Annotated in this window: 18 protein-coding genes and 1 tRNA gene; 7 read left to right on the top strand and 12 right to left on the bottom strand. The window is 68.2% G+C overall.

The window, feature by feature from the left end; all coding sequences use genetic code 11:
* The first annotated feature begins 3 nt into the window (after window positions 1-3).
* Window positions 4-3,183, top strand: coding sequence for an efflux RND transporter permease subunit (locus tag AC2YHA_RS05795; protein WP_487400708.1), 3,180 nt, complete (start codon window positions 4-6; stop codon window positions 3,181-3,183).
* A gap of 31 nt (window positions 3,184-3,214) precedes the next feature.
* Here AC2YHA_RS05795 and AC2YHA_RS05790 read toward each other — a convergent pair whose 3' ends face one another.
* From AC2YHA_RS05790 to AC2YHA_RS05775, 4 genes are all read right to left on the bottom strand, one after another.
* Window positions 3,215-4,837, bottom strand: a complete 1,623-nt coding sequence (locus AC2YHA_RS05790) for an FAD-dependent oxidoreductase (protein WP_487400707.1) — start codon at window positions 4,835-4,837, stop codon at window positions 3,215-3,217.
* Window positions 4,837-7,791 carry a TonB-dependent receptor gene (locus AC2YHA_RS05785; RefSeq protein ID WP_487400706.1) on the bottom strand — a complete coding sequence of 985 codons (2,955 nt, stop codon included), beginning with the start codon at window positions 7,789-7,791 and terminating at the stop codon, window positions 4,837-4,839. The genes AC2YHA_RS05790 and AC2YHA_RS05785 overlap by 1 nt, the downstream gene beginning before the upstream one ends.
* A 77-nt stretch (window positions 7,792-7,868) precedes the next feature.
* Window positions 7,869-8,810, bottom strand: a complete 942-nt coding sequence (locus tag AC2YHA_RS05780; RefSeq protein WP_487400705.1) for a FecR family protein — start codon at window positions 8,808-8,810, stop codon at window positions 7,869-7,871.
* A complete protein-coding gene (locus AC2YHA_RS05775; RefSeq protein ID WP_487400704.1) occupies window positions 8,794-9,333 on the bottom strand; it encodes an RNA polymerase sigma factor in 540 nt (179 codons plus the stop codon). Before AC2YHA_RS05775 ends, AC2YHA_RS05780 begins: the two co-directional genes overlap by 17 nt.
* Before the next feature lie 122 nt (window positions 9,334-9,455).
* Between AC2YHA_RS05775 and AC2YHA_RS05770 the strand changes: the two genes are divergently transcribed.
* Window positions 9,456-10,418: a patatin-like phospholipase family protein gene (locus tag AC2YHA_RS05770; RefSeq protein WP_487400703.1), complete on the top strand. Its 963-nt coding sequence runs from the start codon at window positions 9,456-9,458 to the stop codon at window positions 10,416-10,418.
* Between the two features lie 54 nt (window positions 10,419-10,472).
* Here the strand turns inward: AC2YHA_RS05770 and AC2YHA_RS05765 are convergent.
* The 3 genes from AC2YHA_RS05765 to moaA form a co-directional block, all read right to left on the bottom strand.
* Window positions 10,473-10,547: transfer RNA gene (locus tag AC2YHA_RS05765), tRNA-Asn, on the bottom strand.
* A gap of 67 nt (window positions 10,548-10,614) precedes the next feature.
* Entirely contained in the window at window positions 10,615-11,388 is a 774-nt protein-coding gene (locus AC2YHA_RS05760) for an NAD kinase (protein WP_233782247.1), read from the bottom strand.
* Entirely contained in the window at window positions 11,385-12,380 is a 996-nt protein-coding gene (gene moaA / locus AC2YHA_RS05755; RefSeq protein ID WP_487400702.1) for a GTP 3',8-cyclase MoaA, read from the bottom strand. Before moaA ends, AC2YHA_RS05760 begins: the two co-directional genes overlap by 4 nt.
* Window positions 12,381-12,512: 132 nt before the next feature.
* Between moaA and AC2YHA_RS05750 the strand changes: the two genes are divergently transcribed.
* Window positions 12,513-14,021: an EAL domain-containing protein gene (locus AC2YHA_RS05750; RefSeq protein WP_487400701.1), complete on the top strand. Its 1,509-nt coding sequence runs from the start codon at window positions 12,513-12,515 to the stop codon at window positions 14,019-14,021.
* Window positions 14,022-14,762: 741 nt separating this feature from the next.
* Here AC2YHA_RS05750 and mfd read toward each other — a convergent pair.
* Both mfd and AC2YHA_RS05740 read right to left on the bottom strand, forming a co-directional pair.
* Complete coding sequence (gene mfd / locus AC2YHA_RS05745; protein ID WP_487400700.1) at window positions 14,763-18,218, bottom strand: transcription-repair coupling factor; 3,456 nt, start codon at window positions 18,216-18,218, stop codon at window positions 14,763-14,765.
* A gap of 144 nt (window positions 18,219-18,362) precedes the next feature.
* The gene (locus AC2YHA_RS05740; RefSeq protein WP_487400699.1) at window positions 18,363-18,629 is read right to left on the bottom strand and encodes an FAD assembly factor SdhE; all 267 of its coding nucleotides are present in this window, start codon (window positions 18,627-18,629) and stop codon (window positions 18,363-18,365) included.
* A gap of 72 nt (window positions 18,630-18,701) precedes the next feature.
* Between AC2YHA_RS05740 and recG the strand changes: the two genes are divergently transcribed.
* Window positions 18,702-20,768, top strand: a complete 2,067-nt coding sequence (gene recG / locus AC2YHA_RS05735) for an ATP-dependent DNA helicase RecG (RefSeq protein WP_487400698.1) — start codon at window positions 18,702-18,704, stop codon at window positions 20,766-20,768.
* Between the two features lie 142 nt (window positions 20,769-20,910).
* On the opposite strand, the gene AC2YHA_RS05730 is transcribed toward recG, so the two are convergent.
* The 3 genes from AC2YHA_RS05730 to AC2YHA_RS05720 form a co-directional block, all read right to left on the bottom strand.
* Window positions 20,911-21,228, bottom strand: coding sequence for a PilZ domain-containing protein (locus tag AC2YHA_RS05730; RefSeq protein ID WP_487400697.1), 318 nt, complete (start codon window positions 21,226-21,228; stop codon window positions 20,911-20,913).
* Between the two features lie 87 nt (window positions 21,229-21,315).
* Window positions 21,316-22,545 (bottom strand): tyrosine--tRNA ligase, encoded by a 1,230-nt coding sequence (gene tyrS, locus AC2YHA_RS05725; protein WP_487400696.1) that lies wholly within the window; start codon window positions 22,543-22,545, stop codon window positions 21,316-21,318.
* 34 nt (window positions 22,546-22,579) lie between these two features.
* The gene (locus AC2YHA_RS05720; protein ID WP_487400695.1) at window positions 22,580-22,903 is read right to left on the bottom strand and encodes an ArsR/SmtB family transcription factor; all 324 of its coding nucleotides are present in this window, start codon (window positions 22,901-22,903) and stop codon (window positions 22,580-22,582) included.
* 145 nt (window positions 22,904-23,048) lie between these two features.
* Here AC2YHA_RS05720 and AC2YHA_RS05715 point away from each other — a divergent pair, with 145 nt between their 5' ends.
* The 3 genes from AC2YHA_RS05715 (at window position 23,049) to AC2YHA_RS05705 (ending at window position 25,698) form a co-directional block, all read left to right on the top strand.
* Window positions 23,049-23,795: a glucose 1-dehydrogenase gene (locus AC2YHA_RS05715; protein WP_487400694.1), complete on the top strand. Its 747-nt coding sequence runs from the start codon at window positions 23,049-23,051 to the stop codon at window positions 23,793-23,795.
* Between the two features lie 197 nt (window positions 23,796-23,992).
* Window positions 23,993-24,505 (top strand): DOMON-like domain-containing protein, encoded by a 513-nt coding sequence (locus tag AC2YHA_RS05710; protein WP_487400693.1) that lies wholly within the window; start codon window positions 23,993-23,995, stop codon window positions 24,503-24,505.
* Complete coding sequence (locus tag AC2YHA_RS05705; protein WP_487400692.1) at window positions 24,502-25,698, top strand: exo-beta-N-acetylmuramidase NamZ family protein; 1,197 nt, start codon at window positions 24,502-24,504, stop codon at window positions 25,696-25,698. The genes AC2YHA_RS05710 and AC2YHA_RS05705 overlap by 4 nt, the downstream gene beginning before the upstream one ends.
* The last annotated feature ends 6 nt before the right edge of the window (window positions 25,699-25,704 follow it).

Raw genomic sequence — 25,704 nt, 5'->3', positions numbered from 1 at the left:
GCCATGATCGATCGCATCGTCACCTGGGCGGTCGAGCGGCGCTGGCTCGTCCTGCTCCTCACCGTCGTCGCCGCCGTCGTCGGCGGCATCAGCCTCGCGCGCCTGCCGATCGACGCGGTGCCCGACATCACCAACAACCAGGTGCAGGTGAACGTCCTCGCACCTGCGCTCTCTCCCGAGCTGATCGAGAAGCAGGTCGCCTTTCCGATCGAAACCGCGCTCGCCGGCATCAAGGGGCTGGAAAGCACCCGCTCGCTCAGCCGCAACGGCTTCGCGCAGATCACCGCGGTATTCAGCGACTCCACCGATATCTATTTCGCCCGGCAGCAGGTGCAGGAGCGGCTGACGGCGGCGAAGGAGACATTGCCGGCTGGCATCACGCCCGCAATGGGGCCGATCGCGACCGGCCTGGGCGAGGTCTATATCTGGACGCTGCGCTATGCCGAACACGCGCATGAACAGCATCGGCCGGGCGAGCCGGGATTGCAGCCCGACGGCAGCTACATCACCCCGGAAGGCGATCGGCTTGCGAACGAGGCCGACAAGGCGACCTATCTCCACACCGTGCAGGACTGGATCGTCGCGCCGCAGGTCAAGGCGGTCGACGGCGTGGCCGGCATCGATTCATTGGGCGGATTCGAGAAGGAATATCTGGTCGTTCCCGACCTGCAGAAGCTGGCGGCGCTCAAGCTGAGCCTCGCCGATCTCGCCGCCGCGCTCGAGCGCAACAACGTCGCCACCGGCGGCGGCACGGTGGACCGCAACGGCGAGGGTCTCGCGGTCCGTGCCGATGCGCGCATCCTCAGCCTCGCGCAATTGCGCGACCGCGTGATCGCATCGCGCGAGGGCGTGCCGATCACGCTCGGCCAAGTCGCCGAGGTGCGGCTGGGCCAGGGCATCCGCATGGGGGCGGCGTCGGAGAACGGCCGTGAGGTGATCACCGGCACCGCGATCATGCGGATCGGCGAGAACAGCCGCACCGTTTCCTCCGGTGTCGATGCCAAGCTCAAGGCGATCGCGCCGTCGCTGCCCCGCGACGTCGTCATCGAGCCGGTGCTCGACCGCACGCGACTGGTCGACGCGACGATCGGCACCGTGGCGCGCAACCTCACCGAAGGCGCGCTGCTGGTGATCGCGGTGCTGTTCGTGCTGCTCGGCAACTTCCGCGCGGCGCTGATCGCAGCGCTGGTCATCCCGATCACCATGCTGCTCACCGGTTTTGGGATGCTGCGCGTCGGTGTGTCGGCCAATCTTATGAGCCTCGGCGCACTCGATTTCGGCCTGATCGTCGACGGGGCGGTGATCATCGTCGAGAATGCGCTGCGCCGCATCGCCGATCGCCAGTATCTCGAAGGTCGGTCGCTTGGCCTCGGCGAGCGGATGGAAACGGTCGCGGCGGCGGCGCGCGAGATGATCCGGCCGTCGGTGTACGGTCAGGCGATCGTCATGCTCGTCTATGTACCGCTGCTGACGCTCTCTGGCGTCGAGGGCCGCACCTTCGAGCCGATGGCGGTCACGGTCATCATCGCGCTTGCCTTCGCCTTCGTGCTGTCGCTGACCTTCGTTCCCGCGGCGATCGCGATATGGCTGTCGCGGCCGGTCCGGGAGAAGGAGAGCCGCATTATCGGCTGGCTGCGCCGACGTTACGAACCCGGCCTGGATCGCGCGCTCGCGCAGCCCAGGACGATGATCGGCGTGGCGATCGGTGCGATCGCGCTGGGCGCCGCCGCCTTCTCCAGCCTGGGGCAGGAGTTCCTGCCGCAGCTCGACGAGGGCGACGTCCTCGTCTCGGCCTTTCGCGTGCCGGGCACTTCGGTCGAGCAGAGCCAGAAGATGCAGGCGCAGATCGAGCGCGCGCTGCAGGGCATGCCCGAGATCCGCACGGTCTTCTCACGCACCGGCACCGCGGAGATCGCGGCGGACCCGATGCCGCCCAATGCGACCGACACCTTCATCATGCTGAAGGACCGCAAGCAATGGCCGAACCCGTCCGGGGCGAAGGCCGCGATCATCGAGCGGATCGAGGCGCGGCTGGCGACGGTGCCCGGCCACGCCTATGAGGTCACGCAGCCGATCCAGATGCGCTTCAACGAGCTCATCGCCGGCGTGCGATCCGACGTCGCGGTGAAGGTGTTCGGCGAAGACTTCGCCGAGATGAACGCGGTCGCCAACCGCATCGCCGCCGCGCTGCGCCGCGTGCCGGGCGCCGAGGACGTCAAGGTCGAGCAGACCGAGGGCCTCCCCATGCTCGACATCGCCTATAGTCAGGATCGGGCGAGCCGGGTCGGCGTGGCGGCGCAGGACGTCGCAGATACGGTTGCCGCCGCGATCGGCGGGCGCGAGGCGGGCCGCATCTTCGAGGGCGACCGCAGCTTTCCCATCGTGATCCGCCTTGCCGATGCTACACGCGCCGATCTCGAGGCGCTCGGCCAGACGCCGGTGCCGACCCCGGTCGGCGCGTTCGTGCCCCTGGCCAGCGTCGCCGACATCCGGATTGTGGATGGTCCCAACCAGATCAGCCGCGAGAACGGCAAGCGCCGCGTCGTCGTCCAGGCCAATGTCCGTGGGCGCGACGTCGCGAGTGTCGTGTCCGAGGCGCGCGCCGCGATCGCGCGCGACGTGCCGCTTCCCGCCGGCATCTGGCTGATCTGGGGTGGCCAGTTCGAGAATCTGGCCTCGGCACGCGGCCGGCTCGCGGTGGTGGTGCCGGCGTGCTTCGCACTGATCATGCTGCTGCTCTACGGGGCGCTGCGAAACATTCGGGATGCCGCGATCGTGTTCACCGGCGTGCCGCTGGCGTTGGTGGGCGGTGCGCTCGCGCTGCTCCTGCGGGGCATGCCCTTCTCGATCTCGGCCGCGGTCGGATTCATCGCGCTATCGGGTATCGCGGTGCTCAATGGGCTGGTGATGCTCACCTCGATCCAGAAGCTGGTCGAGGAGGGCCGTGATCCGGCATCCGCTGCCCGGGAGGGAGCGTTGGCACGCCTCCGCCCGGTCGCGATGACCGCGCTGGTGGCGAGCCTCGGCTTTCTGCCGATGGCGCTCGGACATGGCGCGGGTGCGGAGGTGCAGAAGCCGCTCGCGACCGTGGTGATCGGCGGATTGTTCTCGGCGACCTTATTGACGTTGTTCGTGCTGCCGACGCTCTATGCTCGGTTCGGCGGCGGGCGGTCGCCGAGCTAGGCGGCGGGTGTCGGCCAATGATGCCGTCAGATCAGCGCGGGAGCTCAAGGATCTGCCGTTCCGACATCAGCTTCGTCCGCAGCTTGGCATAGTCGACATCCTGGACCGCGACATCCTCCGCGATGGCGATCGACGCCGCGGCTGCGGCGGACTGGCCGAGGATCATGAACACCGGCTCCATCCTGATCGAGCCATAGGCGATGTGCGAAGCCGACAGGGCTACGGGCACCAGCAGGTTGGCCGCTTCGCGCTTCCTCGGCACGATCGCGTCGTAGCTGATCGGATAGGCGCGGCCGGGGCTGACCTCTATATTGCCCTCGTTGCGCGCGAAGCCGCGGGCGTCGACGATGCGCTGCACGTTGTGGGAGTCCATGTTGTAAGAGCCCATGCCGATCGGTCGAGGCGTGGGTTTCGTACCGCGCAAGTGCGGTTCGGCCATCACGAAGTTGGACACCATGCGGCGCGCCTCGCGCACGTACATCTCGCGCGGCCAGTGGCCGTTGCCGGTGAACTCGTCCTTGCAGAGGCCCCACTTCGCCATCTCGTCGCGCGTCTCCGCCGGCACGCCGGGATCGTTCGCCATGAACCAGAGGAGGCCCTGCTGATAGGTCGTGTGCTCGCGCGCGATCGCGGCCCGCTCGGCGTCGCTGCCTTCGGGATAGCGATAGTTCATCCCGATGTTGTCGAACGAGAAGGCGCCGAAATTGTTGGTATCGGTCTTGCCGTTCGGGATGCGGTCGAACTTCCGGAAGAAGTCGCGATAGCCGGCGTCCATGTAGCGCTTGAGCAGCGTATACTGGCTCGCGTCATATCCCTCGGGCTTGGGGAAGGGCACGCGGTTGGCGGGCACGTCGGTCAGGCACATGCGATAGGTATAGGCCTGGATCTTGCGGTCGCCGGTGCCGTCGGGAGCGGGGCGCTCGGCGCTGATGCGCGGCACCAGCCCGCTCGAGGGATCGCCGGGGGTGCGATAGGGATCGACGTCCAGCGTGAACTGATGGTTGGTCGTGTTGGCGAGCTGGACGCCGTTCAGCGTCTCGCCGTAGGCCGCGTTCGCCTCCCGCCCCACAGTGAAGCTGACGCCGGCGCCGGCCATCAGGTCGCCTTCATAGGTGGCGTCGATGAACATGCGGCCTTCGAACCGTTCGCCGGCCGTCGAGCGGAAGGCGACGACGCGGCCGCCTGCCTTCTCCACGCCGTCCTCCGATCGGTCGAGCGGCTGGTTGCGCACCACCGTGACGCCGGCCTCGCGCACCCAGTCCTCGAGGATGCGCTCGGCCACCTTGGGCTCGAACTGCCACATCGCGTCGCCGTCGACGAAGTTCTCGCCCCGCGCCGGTCGCGGCGCATGGGTCCACACCGACGGATCGTCGTAGTACCGCTTCACCCTGCGGTAGAATTCGAGCGACAGGCCGCCGATCGCGCGATGGTTGCCGGTATCGGACCAGCCGAGGCCGTTGGTCGACATGCCGCCGAGATAATCCTCGCGGCAGACGAGCAGCACGGACCGGCCGAGGCGGCGCGCCTCCACGGCTGCGATGACCCCGCCGGAGGTGCAGCCGTAGATGACGATGTCGGCGCGATGGGGCGTCTTCGCTGCGGCGGTGCAAGCCGCGGCGGCAAGCGCCAATGCAATGCGGTACCGATGCCTCATCAGAAGGTGGCGGCCACGCCGAAGAAGACGCGCCGGTCCTCGCGCGTGGTGTTCAGCAGGCGCAGCTCGTCCTGCAGATACTGGCGATCGATCTCGCGCGTCAGGTTTATCGCCTCGACCGTCAGCCGCACGTTCTTGGTGAGGTTGAGCTGGGCCGAGACGTCGAGCTGCCCGCGCCCGTCGGCATAAGAGCTGCCGCCGCTCGCCGCGCTGCCCTGCCCCTGGAGATAGTCGCTGCGATAGATGTAGGCGGCGCGCAGCGAGAAGTCGTCGTCCTCGTAATAGCCGATCAGGTTGTAGCTGTGCTTCGACAGGCCCGGCAGCGGCAGGCTGGCGCCGGTCGCCTCGTCGATCAGCGGCGTCTCGCTGTCGACATAGGTGTAGTTCGCCTGGATACCGAGGTTGTCGAACGGCGCCGGCAGGAAGCGCAGCGCGTGCTGGTAGGCGACCTCGAAGCCCTTGATCTTGCCCGATCTGCCGTTGATCGGCTGGGTGATCTGAAAGAGATCGGTGGGGCTGGTGGAGAAGCCGGGGACATATTCCGCCTGCGTCACGTTGATCGTGAACGAATCGACGTTCTTGTAGAAAGCTGCGAAGGTGAGGGCGCTCGACGGGGCGAAATACCATTCGAGCGTGGCATCGAACTGAGTAGCCTCGAACGGGCGCAGCCTGGGGTTGCCGCGCGAGCCGGTCCGCGACACGATCAGGGGCACGAAGCTGACGCCGACGTCGCTGAGGCTCGGCCGCGCGACCACCTTCGCCGCGGCGGCGCGAAAGGTCAGATTGGAAGTCAGGTCGAGCGCCAGGTTGGCACTGGGCAGCCAATAGTCGAAGCTCGATTTCGACGCCGTCGGCTCGGTATCCGACAGGAAGCCCGACGAGATGCGGTCCATGGTGACGTAGCGCACGCCGGCATTGCCCGAGAGCGGCATCGACCCGACGCGGCCGGCGAAATTGGCCTTGGCGTAGAAAGCGATCGTGTCCTGGTCGACGTCCTTGATCGACACGCGACCGAACGGGATGGTGTCGGCGCGCGGAATCGGCAGGCCGAAGGCGTCGCGCGCCGCCTGCTTGTCGGTGGTGCCGGTCAGGAAGTCGCGCGGGAAGTCGCCGTTCACCCCGGGGAAGAAGCTGCCGGCGCTGTTGTCGTAATTGAGACCCGGCAGCTCGTCGACGGTCAGGATGCCGTCGCCGTTCTTGTCCCCGACCCCGAGCAGGCTGGCCGCCGAGGGAATGTTCTGGGGCGCTTCGGAATAAAATTCGATCCGCTCGTAGCGCGAGCCGAGCTGAACCGACTTCACCGGACCCCAATCGGTGCGGATCTCGAAGTCGAGGCGGGCGTCGTAGCCGGTGTTGTCGGTCCGGAAGTCGTTCTCGAAGATCGAGGCGAGCTGATATTGTCCGGGATCGTCGCGGTCGAAGTTTGTGCTGAGCGCGAGGTCGGGCACCGGGTTGCCGGCGGAGAAGTCGTAGCTCGCGTTGGTCGTGTTGCCGGCGCGCGGGACGACGACATAGGTGAAGGAGGCGCCTGGACCGCCGTCAGTGCCCTTGCCTTTGCTGTACGAGGCATCCGCCGACACCTTGACGATGTCGCCGTCATATTTGGTCGAGAGACCAAGGTTGGTCGACCTGAACTCGGTCGGCTCGTCGTAGATCAGCGGGCGCAGGGTCACGCCGTTGAAGGTGCCGCTGAGCACGGTGCCGTTCTCGTCGGCGACCGCGTTCACGTCGTTGTCGTTGAACAGCACCTGGTAGTTGACGCTGTTCCGCTCGCGCTTCAGCCGGGTGTAGGTGCCGTCGAGAATGATCTCCCAATTCTCGGCGGGGCGATATTGGACCGAGCTGTTGAGGGTCAGCCGCTCCTCCCGCCGGTCGTAGATGCGGGCCATGAAGCGGTTGGGGCGGAACAGCCCGGGATCGTTCACCCCGTCGCCGTTGCCGTCGATATTGTTGGTCCGCGTCCAGCCGCCGGAGTCGAAGGAGTAGCCGCGTGTGTGGATGTTCGAATAGGCGGCGCTGGCGAGGATGCCGAAGCTGTCGTTGAAGCTCTTCGACACCAGGGCCGAGCCGCGATAGCCGAGGTGGTCGGCCTGGTCGGTATAGGCGCCTTGCAACCGGCCGCTGACGACGAAATCGTCGAGCTCCAGCGGACGCTTGGTCTTGAGGTTGACGGTGGCGCCGAGCGCGCCCTCGGGCATGTCGGCCGAGGGCGACTTGGCGACGACGATGCTCGAGATGATCTCCGGGCTGATCGATTCGAGCGACGCGCTGCCGCCCGGGCCGGGGCCGAGGAAGGTGCGGCCGTTGATCTCGAGCCGGTTCTGCGAGATGCCGCGCACGGTGAAGTTCGATCCGTCGCCCTCGCGCCGTGTGATCTGGACGCCGGTGATGCGGCTCATCGATTCGGCGACGTTCTGGTCGGGGAGCTTGCCGATGTCTTGCGCGGTGATGACGTCGACAATGTTGCCGGCGGCACGCTTGACGTTGATCGATTCCTGGAGCGAGGCGCGGATGCCGGTGACGACGATGTCCTCGTCACCTGCCGGGGGCGCAGCGCCTTCCTGAACTGTATCATTGGCTTGGCCCTGCGGCGGCATTGCGGGACCGACCTGCGCAAGGGCGACCGGACGCGGTGCTGCCGCCGTTTCCTGGCGTTTCAGCACGATCGCGCGGCCGATCGTGACGGGCACGAGATCGGTGCCCGCCAGCAGCAGCCGCAGCGCCGTGGCGACATCCAGCGATCCCTTGACGCGGTTGACTCTCACCCCGTCAGTGATGGGGCCGGACGCAAGGACCTGGATGCCGGCCTGATGCGCAAACAACGGAATGCCGGTTCGCGCCGGCTGGGCTGGGACGTCGAAACGCCGCACCTGGGCGGTCGCGCCGGCAGGCGCGGCCATGCCGCAGACGACCGCGGCGGCGGTGCCGAGCAAGTGAAGGCGTGCGTATGTCATTCCATCCTCCCCGCATCATCGGGCGCCCTATCGTGGGCGCGCTCTTGACGTCACGAGTCCGTGACGGCGCATTTCCGTCAGGGGTGCGGGGTCTTTTTTCTCGACAGGCGAATTTCGGAGGGTGTCGAGGTGACCTCGACGTCGAGCGTGGCCGCCACGGTCGCGGCGAAGTCGCCCGGGCGGTCGATCTGGAACAGTCCCACCAGCCGCTCTCGAGCGAGCTCCGGATCGGCAACCACGAGCTGCTGCTGGTTGTAGCGGTTGAATTGGGTGACGGCGCTGCCTAGCGTCTCGTTCTCCAGCGAGATCTCGCCAGCGCGCCAGGCCAGCGCGCGCTCTATCCGGGCCGGGGCCGTGCCCGTCTCCGGCGTCATCGCTTCCGGCCGAAAGGTCGCGTACTGGCCGGCGTTGAGGATCGTCATCGTTCCGCCGCCGTCGCTGGCCCAGACGGCGACGATCCCCTCCGTGACGGCGACCTGGACGCCGTCGTCGGCACGGCTCACCGAGAAGGCGGTGCCGACCGCGCGCGCCTGGGCGATGCCGGCATCGACGATGAAGGGCCGCTTGCGATCCTTGGCGACCTGGAACCACGCCTGCCCCTTGCCGAGCGCGATGCGGCGGCTGTCGCTCGCCATCACGACGCGCAGCTCGCTGCCGGTATCGATCGTCGCCACCGATCCGTCGGCGAGCGGCAGCCGCCGAATCTCGCCGCGCGCGGTCGTGACTCGCTCGCCCGTCAGCCACGGCCAGCCGACGATGCCGGCGACCGCGGCCGCGGCCGCGGCGCCGCCGATCCCCGTCAGCAGCCATCGCCGTGTCGGCAGCGGGCGCGGAGGCGCATCAGCCCCGCCCTGTTGCGTCAATGCCTCACCGATCACGCTGAGGCCCGCCTGCGCCCGCAACAGCGCGCCCGCATGGCGCGGGTCCTGCGCCAGCCACGCCTCGAGCTCGGCGCGCCCCTGTGCATCGAGCGGATGGCGAAGCGCCCAGGCGGCGGCTTGCTCAGCGGAATCGTGCATGGGAAACGCCTCCCGTCGACGACAGGTCCTGCCCGGCTTCGGGCTCGGTCAACAGCTTCAGGATCGCGCGCAGGCTGCGGCTCGCTTCATTCTCGACGACGGCCTCGGTGACTCCCAGCGTCTGCGCGATCTCCTTCTGGCTCAGGCCTTCGACCTTGCGCATGAGGAAGATCCGGCGGGCGCGCTCCGAGACCGTGGCGAGCGCCGCCTGCACGCGGCCGAGTTCCTGGCGGGCAGCGGCGATCCGCTCGGGGGAGAGCAGCTCGATCTCCCATTGCTCGTCGACCGGGTCCGCCATCGCCTCGAGCCGGACCACCCGCGCACGCTTGCGCTGCCGCTGCACCAGATTGCGCGCCATCGTGAAGAGATAGGCGCGCGGCATCGTGACATGGCTGACGTCGCGAAGCTGGGCGAGGCGGCAATAGCATTCCTGCACGACATCCTCCACATCGCCCGCGTCGACGAGCCGACGCTGCAGCCACCTGCGCAGGTCGCGTTCGTGCGGCAGGATCTCCCGTCCCACCCATTCGGCCAGTGCCTCGCGTTCCGTCGCCTCTCTCCCTCGAACCCTAAGAGGCCCGTCGGCGATGTTTCCGTCAACCAATTCGAGCAAGCGGTGATATACTCCGGACGGCGGAGAGCGATATGGCTGGTGACCTTGCGATCGTGCTGAGCGGAGGAGGCGCCAAGGGCGCCTTCCAGGTCGGCGTCGTGCATGAGCTCGTCGTCAACCGCGGGGTCAGGATCGACATCGTCGCCGGCGTCTCGACCGGCTCGATCCAGGCGTTGGGCGTGGCGCAGGACGATGTGCCGGAGATGCTGCAGCGATGGCTCGACATCAAAGGCAACGGCGACATCTACGAGGAGCGGCTGCTGGGAATCGTGGGCGGCATTCTGGGGGAGGACGCACTCTACGACGCCGCGCCGCTGCGCCGGCTGCTCAAGGATTTCGCCGACGACGCGAAGCTGAGGGCGAGCGGCCGCAAGCTCCGGATCGGCGTGGTCAATCTCGGCACCGGCGAATATCGCAGCATCGACGAGACGGTGCCCGGCATCCACAACTGGGTCTATGCCAGCTCGGCGATGCCGGTGTTCTTCGATCCGTTGAAGACCCGCGCCGGCGATGGCACCGAGGAGCAATGGGTGGACGGGGGCGTGCGCAACGTCACGCCCTTGGACGCAGCGCTGGAGCTCAACCCGCGCGGCGTGATCGTCGTGCGTGCCTCGCCGCCGCCGCATCCGGGCAGGGTGCGCACCTATTCCAACCTCATCAAGATCGGCCTGCGCGCTGTCGACATCCTCCAGTCGGAGGTGTCGGCGAACGACACCGCCAATGCGACGCTGATCAACGACATCATCGCCGCACGCGAGGCGCAGGCGCGGGCACTGCGGTCGACGGGCGTAACCGGTGCGGCGGCGGCGACTATCCTGCGCCCGCTCGACCTCCAGATCGCCCGCTATCGGTTCGCGCCGATCCGCATCATCGAGCCCGAGCAGGAATATTCCGAAACCCTCGAGTTCGATCCCAAGAAAATCCGTAAGGCCATTGACGCCGGGCGGGCGGCGGTCGAACGTGAATGGGAAGCGCTTGAGCCGCTGCTGAGCTGAGCGGAATGCGCGCAGAGTGCCCTAGCCGATAAAAATCGAAATCGTGAAGGTAGCTGGCTCCCCGAGTTGGATTCGAACCAACGGCCGCTCGATTAACAGTCGAGAGCTCTACCGCTGAGCTATCGGGGAACGCGCTTGGAGGCGCGGCTAATAGCAGTGCTTTCGGGCTTTGCAAGCCCCTCGCGCACAACCTGTCTCAGGCGATGAACTGCTCCATCGTGATGCGGTCGTCGAGGGCGTGTTCGGGGTCGAACAGCAGCGTCAGGTCGCGCAGCGGATCGATCGCGATGTCGACCTGTGCGACGTCGCGCACCTCGCGCTGGTCGGCGACGGCGCTCACCGGGCGCTTCTCCGGCTCCAGCACGCGGATGCTGATTCGCGCCTTCTCCGGCAGGATCGCGCCGCGCCAGCGGCGGGGGCGGAAGGCGCTGATCGGGGTGAGCGCGATCAGCGCCGATCCCAGCGGCAGGATCGGACCGTTGGCGGAGAGGTTATAGGCCGTGGAACCGGCCGGCGTTGCCGCGAGGATGCCGTCGCACACCAGCTCGGGCAGCACGACGCGGTCGTTCACCGTCACTTCGAGCTTGGCGGTCTGGCGGGTTTCGCGCAGCAGCGATACCTCGTTGATGGCAGGAAGCTCGCGCAGCTCGCCCTCGATCGTGCGGGCGGTCATGGTCAGTGGAGAGACCTTGAAAGGGCGTGCGCGCTCGAGCCGGCGCTCGAGGTCGGCGATGCGCCAGTCGTTCATCAGGAAACCGACGGTGCCGAGGTTCATCCCGAATACCGGCACGCTGCGATGCGCCTCCAGCATCTGGTGGAGCACCTGGAGCATGAAGCCGTCGCCGCCGAGCGCGATCACCAGGTCGGCTTCCTCGAACGGCACCCAGTCGTAGGCGCGCGACAGGTCCTGCACCGCGGCCTGGGCCGGCGGCGTCGGCGACGCGAGCAGGGCACGCTTGGCGAGCGTCATCCGCCGGTGGCGTTCATGTGGCGCTCGACGGCCGGCGCGGCGCCGGCGCGGATCGCGAAGTCGTGGCGTGCCGGCTTGGCGGCGAGGGCGGCGTCGATCGCCGCGTCGAGCGCCGGTACGCCGCCGGTCCGGAGCGCGGCCTTGAGGTCGACCTGATCGTCATGACCGAGGCACATGTAGAGCTTGCCCTCGGTGGTGAGGCGGACGCGGTTGCAGCCGTCGCAGAAATTGGCGGTGAGCGGGGAGATCAATCCCAGCCGGGTGCCCCAGGGCGTGCGCCAGTAGCGCGCCGGGCCGCCGCTGCGGTGGACGTCGCGGACCAGCTCGATCTCGGCCGCCAGCGCCTCGAACACCCGGGTGAGGGGGACGAAGCGGTCGGCGCGGTCTTCGTCGATATGGCCGAGCGGCATCGTCTCGATCAGGCTGAGGTCGAAGCCATGCTCGCCGCACCAGGCGAGCATCGGCGCGATCTCATGCTCGTTGAGGCCGGCGAGCGCGACCATGTTGATCTTGACCGCGAGCCCCGCGTCGCGCGCGGCGAAGATGCCGGCGAGCACGCGGTCGAGGTCGCCGTGGCGGGTGATGTAGCGGAAGGCCTCGGGATCGCGGCTGTCGAGGCTGACGTTGACGCGGCGGATGCCCGCCTCGAACAGCGTCGCCGCGTGATCGGCGAGGCGGGTGCCGTTGGTGGTGAGGGTGAGCTCATCGAGGCCGGCGCCGATATGCGTGCCGAGCCGGCGGGCGAGACCGGCGATGCCGCGGCGGACGAGCGGCTCGCCGCCCGACAGGCGGATCTTGCGGACGCCGCGGGCGATGAAGCGCTCGGCTATCGTCGCGATCTCATCGAGCTCCATCATCGCCGCCTTCGGCAGGAAGGTCATCTGCTCCGCCATGCAGTAGCGGCAGCGCAGGTCGCAGCGATCGGTGACGGAAACGCGCAGATAGGAGATCGCGCGGCCGTGGCGGTCGATCAGGGGCGCGGACGCGGCCATATCCAGCAGCTAGGACTTTGTTGGCGCGGTCACAAGCCTCAGCAGATTTCTTACGAACCCCTGTTTTTCTTCATTCCTTTCGGCGAGAAGCGTTGCGCCTCTCCGTCGGGGAGGACGCCTGAGGGGGTATTCTTGGTCGAATCGCACGGCAAGCCGTTGTTCATCCTGTCCTTTCGCCAACGCGACGAGCTGGCGGCGGCGGCGACGCGCGGCGGCTGGCGGCCGGTGGCGGCGCGGCGGAGCGAGGGTGCGGCGCGGCGGCTGGTGGCGAGCGGCGCAGCGGTGGCGGTGATCGATGCGCGCGGGGCCCTCGACGAGGGGCTCGCCGCGACGCGGATGCTGGGCGAGGCGGTTGCCGCGGACGGGCGGGCGCTGCTGGTGCTCGTGTCGCACAATGATGCGGCGGCATTGCCGGAGTTCCGGGCGGCGGGAGCGACGCATTTCCTGGTGAGCCCGATGCGCGAGGTCGAGCTGCAGGAAGCGATCCGCTTCGCCGAACGCCACGCCCAGCGCGCTTCCGGCGGCTGGATCACGGAAACGCAGCCGAGCGAGCCGCTGGCCTGGCGCTACGATCATGCGCGCCGCTCGCTCCAGCTTTCGCCCGCGCTGGCGGCGAGCCTGGAGGCGCCAACGGATGCGAGCGTCAGCCAAATGCTGCGGCGGGTGCGCGAGGATCGGCCGCTGCTCGCGGCGGCATTGCGGCGGCTGGAGCAGCGGGAGAGCGCGACCTTCGCCCACGACCTGCCGGGCGTGGGGCGGGTGGTCGAGCATATCCAGCGTGATCCGCGCACCGGGCGCCTCCATGCGCTGATCGAGCCGCTGGGCGAGACGCCCGATGCCAGCGCGGAGATGCGCGACGTGTTCCCGCGCCGCTCGCGGTCGCTGGCGACGCTGGCGGAGGAACTGCCGCGTGCCTTTGCCGAGCACGAGATCGACGTGCTGTTCCAGCCGCAGGTGGTGTGCGCGACCGGGCAGATCGTCGGGGTGGAGGCGCTGGCGCGCTGGCACCATCCCCGGCTGGGCGAGATCGGGGCGGAGGCGCTGATCGCGGCGGCGGCGCGGGCGGGGCAGGGGCCGGTGCTGTCGGGCTATCTCCAGAATCGTGCGCTCGGCGCCGCTGCCGGGTGGGCGGGGGCGCTGGCGCGGCTCAAGCTGTCGATCAACGTCACGGCGGAGGATCTGGCAGCGCCGGGATTCGGGGCGACGATGCTGGAGCGGATTGCCGCGCACGGCATCGCGCCGGAGCGGGTGACGGTCGAGGTGACGGAGAGCGGACTGATCGAATCGCTCGAATCGGCCACGGAGGCGCTGGAGATGCTGCGCGGCGCCGGATGCCTGATCGCGATCGACGATTTCGGGACGGGCTATTCGAGCCTCGCCTATCTCAACGCGCTGCCGCTCGACGTGTTGAAGCTCGACAAGCGGATGACGCAGCAGATGGTGAGCTCGCCGCGCGAGCGGATCGTGGTGCGCGGGGTGATCGGCATGGCGCGGTCGCTGGGGCTGTCGGTGGTGGCCGAGGGGGTCGAGACGCGGGAGCAGCTCGACCGCGTGATCGCGGAAGGGTGCGACCTCTACCAGGGGTATCTGTGTGCGCCCGCGGTGGACAGCGCGCGGTTGGCGGAACTGGTCGGGGCCTGAGCGGCGATATTGTCGCGGGAGCCCTCCACCGCTTTCGGTGATCCGTCTCTCCTTCGTCATTCTCGCAAAGGCGGGAATCCATTGTCGCTGAAGCGGATGAGAGCCACTACCGCCAGCCAGAATGGATTCCCGCCTTCGCGGGAATGACGAAGATTGGGATATCACGCCAAACTACGTCATACCAAAAATGTTGACTAACTTGACTTGCCGCATGTGTGTGCGAGCCACTCCGCTGGAGATGCGGTGTGAAGGCGACAGGGACGCGACAGGGACGCGACAGGGACGCGACAGGGACGCGACAGGGACGCGACAGGGACGCGACAGGGACGCGACAGGGACGCGACAGGGACGCGACAGGGACGCGACAGGGACGCGACAGGGATGCGACAGGGATGCGACAGGGACGCGACAGGAATGCGGCGCCGACGCGACTTGGACAGGATCTACGAACTCAAAGAGCAGGCCAGTGCCGCAGCGGCACCGGGCTCGGTAAGCCAAGCAGGCGAAATCCTACATTGCAAGCCAGAGCGAAGAGTTCGTGGCCGCCCGTTCCAGGGCCGTGCTGCCAGTCAATCCTCCCCCGCCAGGGGGAGGTGTCAGCCACAGGCTGACGGAGGGGGAGGACGGCGATGCGCTATCGGTGTGCTTCCTCCCCCTCCGTCACGCTTCGCGTGCCACCTCCCCCTGGCGGGGGAGGATTGAAGGAAGCCGCACTTCCCGTGGTTTTGAAGGCCGACCGACCTAACCCGCCGCCTTCGCCAATCCGCGCGAGAGCTGGAGCGCGCCGTTGAGGCGGGCCTTCGGGTCGGCCCAGGCACGGTTGATAACGAGGCGGTGATCCGGGCGCAGCTTTGCGGTGTCGCCGAGGCGCGCGACATAGGCGAGCAGGCCGTCGATGTTGGGGAACCTGTCCTCGTGGAAGCTGACCAGCGCGCCCTTGGGGCCGACGTCGATCTTGGCGACGCAGGCGTGCTTGGCGTTGAGCTTGATCTCCATGAGGCGCAGCAGGTTCTCGGTCTCGTCGGGGAGTTTGCCGAAGCGGTCGATCATCTCGGCGGCGAACGCCTCCAGCCCGGCGACCTCGTCGATCTCGTTGAGGCGGCGATAGAGGCCCATGCGCAGGTCGAGATCGGGGACATAGCCGTCCGGGATCAGGATCGGCGCGTCGATAGTGATCTGGGGGCTGAAATCGGTGGGGCGCTGGAGCGATCCGCCGGCGCGGGCTTCGAGGATCGCCTCCTCCAGCATCGACTGGTAGAGTTCGTAGCCGACCTCCTTGATATGGCCGGACTGCTCGTCGCCGAGCAGGTTGCCGGCGCCGCGGATGTCGAGATCGTGGCTGGCGAGCTGGAAGCCGGCGCCGAGTGATTCGAGATCGGAGAGCACCTTGAGCCGCTTTTCCGCCGCCTCGGTCATCAGCCGTTCGGGCGGCGTGGTGAGATAGGCGTAGGCGCGCGTCTTCGCCCGGCCGACGCGGCCGCGGAGCTGATAGAGCTGGGCGAGGCCGAAGCGGTCGGCGCGGTTGACGATCATCGTGTTGGCGGAGGGGATGTCGATCCCGCTCTCGATGATGGTGGTCGAGACCAGCACCTCGAACTTCTTGTCGTAGAAGGCCGACATCCGCTCCTCGACCTCGGTCGGGGACATCTGGCCGTGGGCGACGACGTAGCGGACCTCGGGCACCGCCTCGCGCAGGAACTCCTCGATGTCGGGCAGGTCAGCGATGCGCGGGGTGACGACGAAGCTCTGGCCGCCGCGATAATGTTCGCGCAGCAGCGCTTCGCGCAGCACGACCGGGTCCCAGGGCATGACATAGGTGCGCACCGCGAGGCGATCGACCGGCGGGGTCTGGATCACCGACAGCTCACGCAGGCCGGACATCGCCATCTGCAGGGTGCGGGGGATCGGGGTGGCGGTGAGGGTGAGGACATGGACGTCGGTCTTGAGCGCCTTCAGCCGTTCCTTGTGGGTGACGCCGAAGCGCTGCTCCTCGTCGACGATGACGAGGCCGAGGCGCTTGAACTCAATGCCCTTGGCGAGGAGCGCATGGGTGCCGACGACGATGTCGACCTTGCCCGAGGTGATCCCTTCCTTGACCGCCTTGGCCTCATTGGCGGGGACGAGGCGGGAGAGGCGGCCGATCTCGATCGGGAAGCCTTCGAAGCGCTCGCGGAAATTGTTGTAGTGCTGGCGGGCGAGCAAAGTGGTCGGGCACACCACCGCCACCTGCATTCCCGCCATCGCCGCGACGAAGGCGGCGCGCAGTGCGACCTCGGTCTTGCCGAAGCCGACGTCGCCGACGATCAGCCGGTCCATCGGCTTGCCGGCGGAAAGGTCCGCGAGCGCGTCGGCGATCGCGCGATCCTGGTCGTCGGTCTCCTGATAGGGGAAGCGGTCGACGAAGGTCGCGAAGCCGGTGGCATCGGGCTCGGCGACCTCGGCGGGGCGCAGCGCGCGTTCGGCGGCGGTCTTGATGAGCTCGCCCGCGATCTCGCGGATGCGCTCCTTCATCCGCGCCTTGCGCCGTTGCCACGCCTCACCGCCGAGGCGGTCGAGGGCGGCGCCTTCCTCGCTGGAGCCGTAGCGGCTCAGCACCTCGAGGTTCTCGACCGGTACGTAGAGCTTGTCGCCGCCGGCATAGGTGAGCGCGACGCAATCGTGCGGCGCGCGTTGCACCGGGATCTGCGTCAGCCCCTCGTAGCGGCCGATGCCGTGGTCGACGTGAACGACGAGGTCGCCGGGCGACAGCGTGGCGAGTTCGGCGAGGAAGGCGTCGGCCGACTTGCGGCGCTTCTGCCGGCGGACGAGGCGGTCGCCGAGCATGTCCTGCTCGGTGAGCAGCGCGATGTCGGGCGCGGTGAAGCCGTGGTCGAGCGGGAGGACGATCAGGGCGGTGCCCTTGTCGCCGGCAGCCTGCGCCTCCTGCCAGCTGTCGACGAGGCGGAGGCCCTTGAGATCGTGGTCTTCAAGCAGCCCCTTGAGGCGCTCGCGCGAACCCTGGGAATAGCTGGCGAGGACCGTCTTGCGGCCCGCCGCTTTCACATTGGCGAGGTGGGCGACGACTGCCTCGTAGACATTCTTGCCGCCCGACCGCTCGGGCGCGAAGTCGCGGGGGCCGTCGACGTTGAATTCGAGGACGGTCGCGCTCTCGGGCTCGTGGAAGGGGGTGGCGACATGCGCGGGCGTGGCTTTCAGCGCCTCGGCCCATTCCTCCGACGCCAGGTACAGCGCGTCGGGAGCGAGCGGGCGGTAGCTGCCTGGCTCGGCGCTGGCGGCGCGCATACGATTGGCATGATAATCGGCGATCGCCTCGAATCGCGCTTCGGCGGCGCCGGAAACGCCGGTGTCGCGGACCACGACGGCGCCGTCCGGCAGATGATCGAACAGCGTCTCCAGCCGCTCCTCGAACAGCGGCAGCCAATGCTCCATGCCGGCGAGGCGGCGGCCGTCGCTCACCGCCTCGTAGAGCGGGTCGCCGGTGGCGGTGGCGCCGAACTTCTCGCGGTAACGGGTGCGGAAACGCTTGATCGAGTCCTCGTCGAGCAGCGCTTCGGAGGCGGGGAGGAGGGTGAAGCCGGGGACGGTGCCGGTGGTGCGCTGCGTGGCGGGGTCGAAGGTGCGGACCGTCTCGATCTCGTCGCCGAAGAAGTCGAGGCGCAGGCCCTGCTCGGCGCCCGAGGGGAAGAGGTCGACCAGGCCGCCGCGGACGGCGAATTCGCCCGCATCGGCAACCGATTCGGTGCGGACATAGCCGTTGGCCTGGAGGAGAGCGGTCAGGCGGTCGAGCGAGATGCGCTCGCCCGGGGCGAGCCGGGCGACGAGTTGGCGGATGCGGAACGGGGTGAGGGTGCGCTGGGCGGCGGCGTTGGCGGTGGTGACGAGAAGGCGCGGCGCCTTCGCTGGCTGCTGGAGCGCGTGGAGCGTGGCCAGTCGTTCCGACATCATCCGCAGCGTCGGCGAGGCACGGTCGTAGGGCAGGCAGTCCCAGGCCGGGAAGGTCAGCACCTCCAGCTCGGGAGCGAAGAAGGGGGCGGTCGCCGCGACCTCGCGCATCGCCGCCTCGTCGGGGACGATGAACACAGCCCCACCCTTGGCCGCGCGGGCGAGGTCGGCGAGCAGCACGGGCTGGAACCCGGTCGCCACGCCGGCGAGGGTGAGGGGGGACTTGGCGGAGAGGATTTTGTTTAGGTCGGGCATTTGGTCTCGGTCGGGTAGGGTACGCAAAACCCTCTCCCCGCTGGGGAGAGGGTTTGGGAGAGGGGAAGGGGTCTCACCGAGCCCGTGGCCTGCGGCGAGGCCCCTCTCCCAACCCTCTCCCCAGCGGGGAGAGGGCTAAGTAGCTCATCTCGCAATCGGAACGTAATTGAGGGTCTTGAGTGCGGTCATCATTTCCCCCTGCCAGCGCTCGGGGACCGGCTGCGTGCCCATCGCCCAGGCCATGATGTCGACGTCCTGCTCCTCCAGAAACGCCTCGAACCAGGCAATGTCGGCGTCGCTCCAGTCGGCGGCATGGGCGTCGAAGAAGCCGCCGATCATCAGGTCGGCTTCCTTGGTGCCGCGGTGCCAGGCGCGGAAGCGCAGGCGCTTGAGGCGGTGTTCGCGATCCATGAGACTCCAACGACGAATGGCCGGCAGCGCTGGTCGGAGCGGTCGGCGATGGGTAGAGATGGCGAGATAGCCATGCGTCCCGCCATCCTCAACCCGCTGTTCGCCGAAGTGACCGTCCTCAAGGGCGTGGGGGCTGGGCTCGCCAAACCGTTGGAACGGCTCGGGATCGCGCGGGTGGTCGACGTCGCCTTCCACCTGCCGACCGGGTGGATCGACCGGCTGCCGCGCGAGGAGCTGGATGTCGCCGACGCCGGGCGGGTGATAGCGATCACGCTGACTCCCGTCTCCTACCGCATGGGCGGCAGCGCGCGCAGCCCGGCGCGGGTGCAGGCGGTGGACGCCGGGGGCAATTACGTGAGCCTCGTCTATTTCGGCGGCAGCTCGGCGTGGGTGAAGAAGCTGCTGCCCCTCAATGAACCCCGGCGGGTGTCGGGCAAGCTCGAGACTTATGGCCAGGAGCTGCAGATCGTCCATCCCGACTATGTCGTGCCGCTCGAGGAAGCACCGGCGGCGGGGGAGCGCGAGGCGATCTATCCGCTGACCGAAGGCATGACCTCGCGCAGGCTCGCGGCGCTGGCGGCACAGGCGGTGGAGCGGGCGCCGGATCTGCCCGAATGGATCGAGCCGAGCCTCAAGGCGACGCGCGGCTGGCCCGGGTGGAAGGAGGCGCTGGCGCGCATCCATGCCGATCCCGCCGATGCGAAAGCGCGCGAGCGGCTCGCCTATGACGAGGTGTTCGCCAACCAGCTCGCGCTGCTGCTGGTGCGGGGGGAGGCGCGCTCGAAACGTGGCGTGCCGCTGGTGGGCGAGGGGCGTCTCAGGCAGCAGCTGCGTCTGCCCTATGCCCCGACCGGCGCGCAGGCCCGCACGATCGCCGAGATCGAGGGGGACATGGCGCAGGCGCAGCCGATGCTGCGGCTGCTGCAGGGCGATGTCGGATCGGGCAAGACGCTGGTGGCGCTGATGGCGCTGCTGATCGCGGCCGAGGCGGGGGCGCAGGGGGCGTTGCTGGCGCCGACCGAGATCCTCGCGCGGCAGCATTTCGAGACGCTGCAGCGGTTGCTTGCCGGACTGCCGGTCTCGGTCGCGATCCTCACCGGACGCGACAAGGGGCGGGCGCGGGAGGCGACGCTGATGGGGATCGCCGACGGATCGATCGACATCCTGGTGGGCACGCATGCGATCTTCCAGGAAGGGGTGAGCTACCGGAAGCTGGGGCTGGTGGTGGTCGACGAGCAGCATCGCTTCGGCGTCGCCCAGCGGATGATGCTGCAGGCCAAGGCCGAGCGGCCGCCGCACCTGCTGGTGATGACCGCGACCCCGATCCCGCGCACGCTGACGCTGGCGCAGTACGGCGAGATGGACGTGAGCCGGCTCGACGAGATGCCGCCGGGACGCCAGCCGATCGAGACGCGGGTGATCTCCGACGATCGGCTCGACGAGGTGGTGGATGCGCTGGCGCGGCACTTGTCGAATGAAGGGCAAGCCTATTGGGTGTGTCCGTTGGTCGAGGAGAGCGAGAAGAGCGATCTCGCTGCCGCCGAAGCGCGGGCGGCGGCTTTGCAGGCGCGGTTCGGCGATCGCGTCGGGCTGGTCCACGGCCGGATGAAGGGGCCGGAGAAGGACGCGGTGATGGCGCGCTTCGCCGCGGGCCAGGTCGCGGTGCTGGTGGCGACGACGGTGATCGAGGTCGGCGTCGACGTGCCCAACGCGACACTGATCGTGATCGAGCATGCCGACCGGTTCGGACTCGCGCAGCTCCACCAGCTGCGCGGGCGCGTGGGGCGGGGCGGCGGACGGTCGGTGTGCCTGCTGCTGCGGACGGCGGGGCCGCTCGGCGAGACCTCCCGCGCGCGGCTGGCGCTGATGCGGGAGACCAACGACGGTTTCCGGATCGCCGAGGAGGACCTCAGGCTGCGCGGCGCCGGCGAGATGCTGGGAACGCGCCAGTCGGGCGAGCAGCAATTCCGCCTTGCCCCGCCGGAGACGTTCGCCGAGCTGATCGGCATGGCCAATGGCGACGCGCGCCTGCTGGTCGACCGCGACGGCGGGCTCGAGGGCGAACGTGGCCAGGCGGCGCGGATCGCGCTCTATCTGTTCGAGCGCGACGCGGCGGTGGGATTGTTGCGGGCAGGGTAGCTACCAAATCCTCCCCGGCACGGGGAGGGGGACCGCCGCCGAAGGCGGTGGTGGAGGGGGGCCTCGGCGCCGGACTCGCTTGCGGCGAGCCCCCTCCACCATGCTTCGCATGGTCCCCCTCCCCGTGCCGGGGAGGATTTGGTCAGCCATGCTTCACCAGCACCGCGATCAGCTCGTAATAGGCGGCAGGCCGGATCGGCCTCTCGAACAGGCAGCCGACGCGGCCGCCGAGCGACCAGCGGACCTCGCTCACCACCGATCCCACCATCGGCAGCACCAGCCGCAGCCGCTCGCCGGCGGCGATCTCGGTCTCGCAGCGCGCCATCATGCCGTGGGGCGAGATGTTGACGATCAGCAGCGGGAGCGAGCGGCCGTCGGCGGTGGCGGCGCGGGCGCGGTGGTGGACCTCGTCGCGGGCCACCATCCGTTCGTCGGCATAGGCCAGGTTCCCGATCGTCATATCCGCTTCCCCGCTGGCGGGCCCATTTAGCCCGGCAGACATGAAAAGCTCTGCAATAAAGCTACTTAACGAGGTGTTGCGCCCCCTTTAGCCGGCGACGAGCAGGCCGTGATGCTTCTTGCCCGCCGAGATGCGGACCTGGCCATTGCCGATGCTGACGACGAATGTTTCGTCCGCGACCTTCTCGCCTTCGACCCGGGCGCCGCCGCCGGCGATCAGCCGCCGCGCCTCGCCCTTGGACGCGCAGAAGCCGAGGCCCACCAGCGCGTCGACGATGCCGATGCCGCCGCCCGAAACCGTGAGGCTCGGCAGCGCGTCGCCGGCAGCGCCCTCCTCGAAGGTCTTGCGCGCCGTCTCGGCCGCCTCCTTGGCGGCGGCACGGCCGCGGCACATCGCGGTGGCTTCGGTAGCGAGGATCTTCTTGGCCTCGTTGATCTCGGCGCCTTCCAACGCCTCCAGCCGGGCGATCTCGTCGAGCGGCAGGTCGGTGAACAGGCGGAGGAAGCGGCCGACGTCGCGGTCGTCGGTGTTGCGCCAGAACTGCCAGTAATCGAAGTGCGGCAGCTGATCCTCGTGCAGCCACACCGCGCCGGCCATGGTCTTGCCCATCTTGCCGCCGTCCGCGGTGGTGATGAGCGGCGTGGTGACGCCATAGACCTCGGTCCCGTCCATGCGGCGGGCGAGCTCGATGCCGTTGACGATGTTGCCCCACTGGTCCGACCCGCCCATCTGCAGCCGGCAGCCCGCGCGCCGCGACAGCTCCATGAAGTCGTAGGCCTGCAGGATCATGTAGTTGAACTCGAGGAAGCTCAGCGACTGTTCGCGGTCGAGCCTGAGCTTGACCGAATCGAAGCTCAGCATCCGATTGATCGAGAAATGCTGCCCGACCTCGCGCAGGAAGGGGATATATTCGAGCCGGTCGAGCCATTCGGCGTTGTCGACCATGACCGCATCGGTCGGGCCGTCCCCGAAGATCAGGAACCGCTCGAAGATGCGGCGGATCGAGGCGACGTTCCCGGCGATCACCTCCTCCGTCATCAGCTTGCGCGCTTCGTCCTTGAAGCTCGGGTCGCCGATCTTGCCGGTGCCGCCGCCCATCAGCACGATCGGCTTGTGCCCGGTCTGCTGGAGACGACGCAGCAGCATGATCTGGACGAGGCTGCCGACATGGAGAGACGGCGCGGTGGGATCGAAGCCGATATAGCCCGGCACCACCTGCTTGGCGGCGAGGGCGTCGAGGCCCTCGGCATCGGTGAGCTGGTGGATGTAGCCGCGCGTCGAGAGCAGGCGGAGCAGGTCGGACTGGAAATCGGTCATGATGCGCGCCGCATAGCCAATGCGCGCGCGTGCGTCAGCCCCGTGTCGGTTCGGACCCCGCCTGCGCCATTGGATCATTCTTCGCATAAGCGGCGAGAATGGCGGAGATCAGGCCGGGAAAGCGCGCATCCACCTCCGTGCAGCGCGAGGTGTTGCGTACCTCGACACCCTGCCGCTCGGACCGGATCAGCCCGGCCTCGCGCAGCAGCTTGAAATGGTGGGAGAGCGACGACTTCGGGATCACGCGGTCACCGATGTTAGCGAAGGCCGAGCAGGTCGGAGCGCAGCCGTTCCCGGCGATCCGGGCAAAAATGGCTACGCGTTCCGGATCGGAGAGCGCGTGGAGGATCGCCTCCACCGGCACGTCGTCGATCGAAGGGTGAAACAGCGGCCGCATGGTTTTTTTAGTTAGGGGGTCTTGAAGGTGAGTTCAACAGTTCCAGATTTCCGAACTATGGGAGTAAGGCACCATTCCGGTGACCGGCCCATGAGGAATTGAAGTCATGTCGAAACTTGCAGGCAAGGTCGCGGTCGTCACCGGAGCATCCAAGGGTATCGGCGCCGGCATCGCCCGGGCGCTGGCCGCCGCGGGCGCCGCAGTCGTGGTGAACTATGCATCGAGCAAGGCCGGAGCGGAGGCGCTGGTTGCGGACATCACTCAAGCGGGCGGAAAGGCGATCGCGGTACAGGCCGACGTATCGAAGGCGGACCAGGCCCAGGGCCTGATCGATGCTGCGGTGAGCAGCTTCGGCCGGCTGGACGTGCTGGTCAACAATTCGGGCGTCTACGACTTCGCGGCGATCGAGGAGGTGACCGAGGACCATTATCGCAGGATGTTCGACGTCAATGTGCTCGGCCTGCTGCTGACCACGGGCGCGGCCGCGAAGCATCTCGGCGAGGGCGGCAGCGTGATCAACATCTCCTCGGCGGTCACCAGCGTGCTGATGCCGAACTCCGCCGTCTATACCGGCACCAAGGGCGCGGTGGACGCGATCACCGGCGTACTGGCCAACGAGCTCGGCCCCCGCAAGATCCGCGTCAACGCGATCAACCCGGGCGTGGTGGAGACCGAGGGCACGCATACCGCGGGCGTCATCGGATCGGAGCTGGAGAGCGGCTTCGTCGCGCAGACTCCACTCGGCCGGATCGGCCAGCCCGACGATATCGCGGATATCGCGGTCTTCCTGGCCTCGGACGACGCGCGTTGGCTGACGGGCGAGAAGCTCGTCGCGAGCGGCGGGCTGCGATAGGACGAACGGCTATGCAAATCCTCCCCCGCCAGGGGGAGGTGTCAGCCGTAGGCTGACGGAGGGGGAGGACGGCGAGCCATTATCGGCGTGCTTCCTCCCCCTCCGTCACGCTCCGCGTGCCACCTCCCCTTGGCGGGGGAGGATTGAAAAGGAGGCACGCATTGGCACCACGGCGCTCCCGGTCTAGCGCTATGTCCATGAAGTTGATCCCCCATCCCGCATCACCGCCTGACCGGGTGGATACTGTCCAGGTGGAGGCGGACATCCGGCGCGGGATCAGTGCGCTTGCCTATCGAGTCGCCGGTGGTTCGATCCGGGTTCCGTCCGCCGCGGAGCCGGTCCACACCGACGGGTTGTGGCGGTTCACCTGTTTCGAGCTGTTCGTGAAGCCGGAGGATGGAGAGGAGTATTTCGAGCTCAACTTCTCGCCCTCCACGCAATGGGCGGCGTATCGCTTCGACGGGTATCGCGATGGGATGCGCGACCAGCCGCTGGCGGCGCCGATCATCGAACCGATCGAGGACGGCATCCGCGTGACGGTCGATCTGGGCGGCCTGCCGGCGGGCGACTGGCGCGTCGCCCTGACCGCCGTCATCGAGGAACAGGACGGCACCAAATCCTATTGGGCGCTCGCGCATCCGCCGGAAAAGCCCGATTTCCACGACGACGCTTGCTTCGCCCTCGAACTCCCGGCAGCAGACGAGCCATGAAATTCGGTATCGATCGCCTGCTCGCCGACCCCGACCTGCGCAGGCCGCTGGAGGGCAGGCGCGTCGCGCTGCTCGCGCATCCCGCCTCGGTGACGGCGGACCTCACCCATTCGCTCGACGCGCTGGTGGCGGCGGGGCTCAACGTGTCGGCAGTGTTCGGGCCGCAGCATGGCGTACGGGGCGACCTCCAGGACAATATGATGGAGTCGCCCGACTTCACCGACCCCACTTACGGGATGCCGGTGTTCAGCCTCTATGGCGAGGTGCGGCGGCCGACCGGGCAGTCGATGCACACCTTCGACGTGATGCTGGTCGATCTGCAGGACGTGGGCTGCCGCATCTACACCTTCGTCACGACGCTGCTCTATGTGCTCGAGGCGGCGGCCGAGCACGGCAAGTCGGTGTGGGTGCTGGACCGGCCCAACCCCGCGGGGCGCCCGGTCGAGGGGCTGATGCTGCGGCCAGGGTGGGAGAGCTTCGTCGGGGCGGGGCCGATGCCGATGCGGCACGGGCTGACGCTCGGCGAGATGGGCGACTGGTTCATCCGGCACTTCGGCCTGGACGTCGACTATCGCGTGATCGAGATGGAGGGGTGGCAGCCCGATGCGGCGCCCGGCTTCGGCTGGCCGCCCGAGCGGCCCTGGATCAACCCGAGCCCCAACGCCGCCAACGTCAACATGGCGCGCGCCTATGCCGGGACCGTGATGGTGGAAGGCGCGACGCTTTCCGAAGGGCGCGGCACCACCCGGCCGCTGGAGCTATTCGGTGCGCCGGATATCGATGCGCGTGCGGTGATCGCCGAGATGCGCCGCCTCGCGCCCGACTGGCTGAACGGCTGCACGTTGCGGGATATCTGGTTCCAGCCGACCTTTCACAAGCATGTCGGGCAGCTCTGCTCGGGCGTGTTCATCCATGCCGAGGGGCCGGACTATGATCATCCAAGCTTCCGGCCGTGGCGGGTGCAGGCCTTGGGGTTCAAGGCGATCCGGCGGCTCTATCCGGACTACGATCTGTGGCGTGACTTTCCCTATGAATATGTGTTCGACAAACTGGCGATCGACGTGATCAACGGCGGTCCGGCGTTGCGCGAATGGGTGGACGATGCCGCGGCGGCGCCGGGCGATCTTGATGCGCTGACGGTGCCTGACGAGGAAGCATGGAGCGCGGAACGGCGCGCCCATTTGCGGTACTGACGCTGG

The sequence above is a fragment of the Sphingomonas sp. SRI_018 genome, assembly GCF_057586275.1.
The sequence above is the reverse complement of the archived record's forward strand: the minus strand, read 5'-3'. Positions and strand labels throughout refer to the sequence as shown.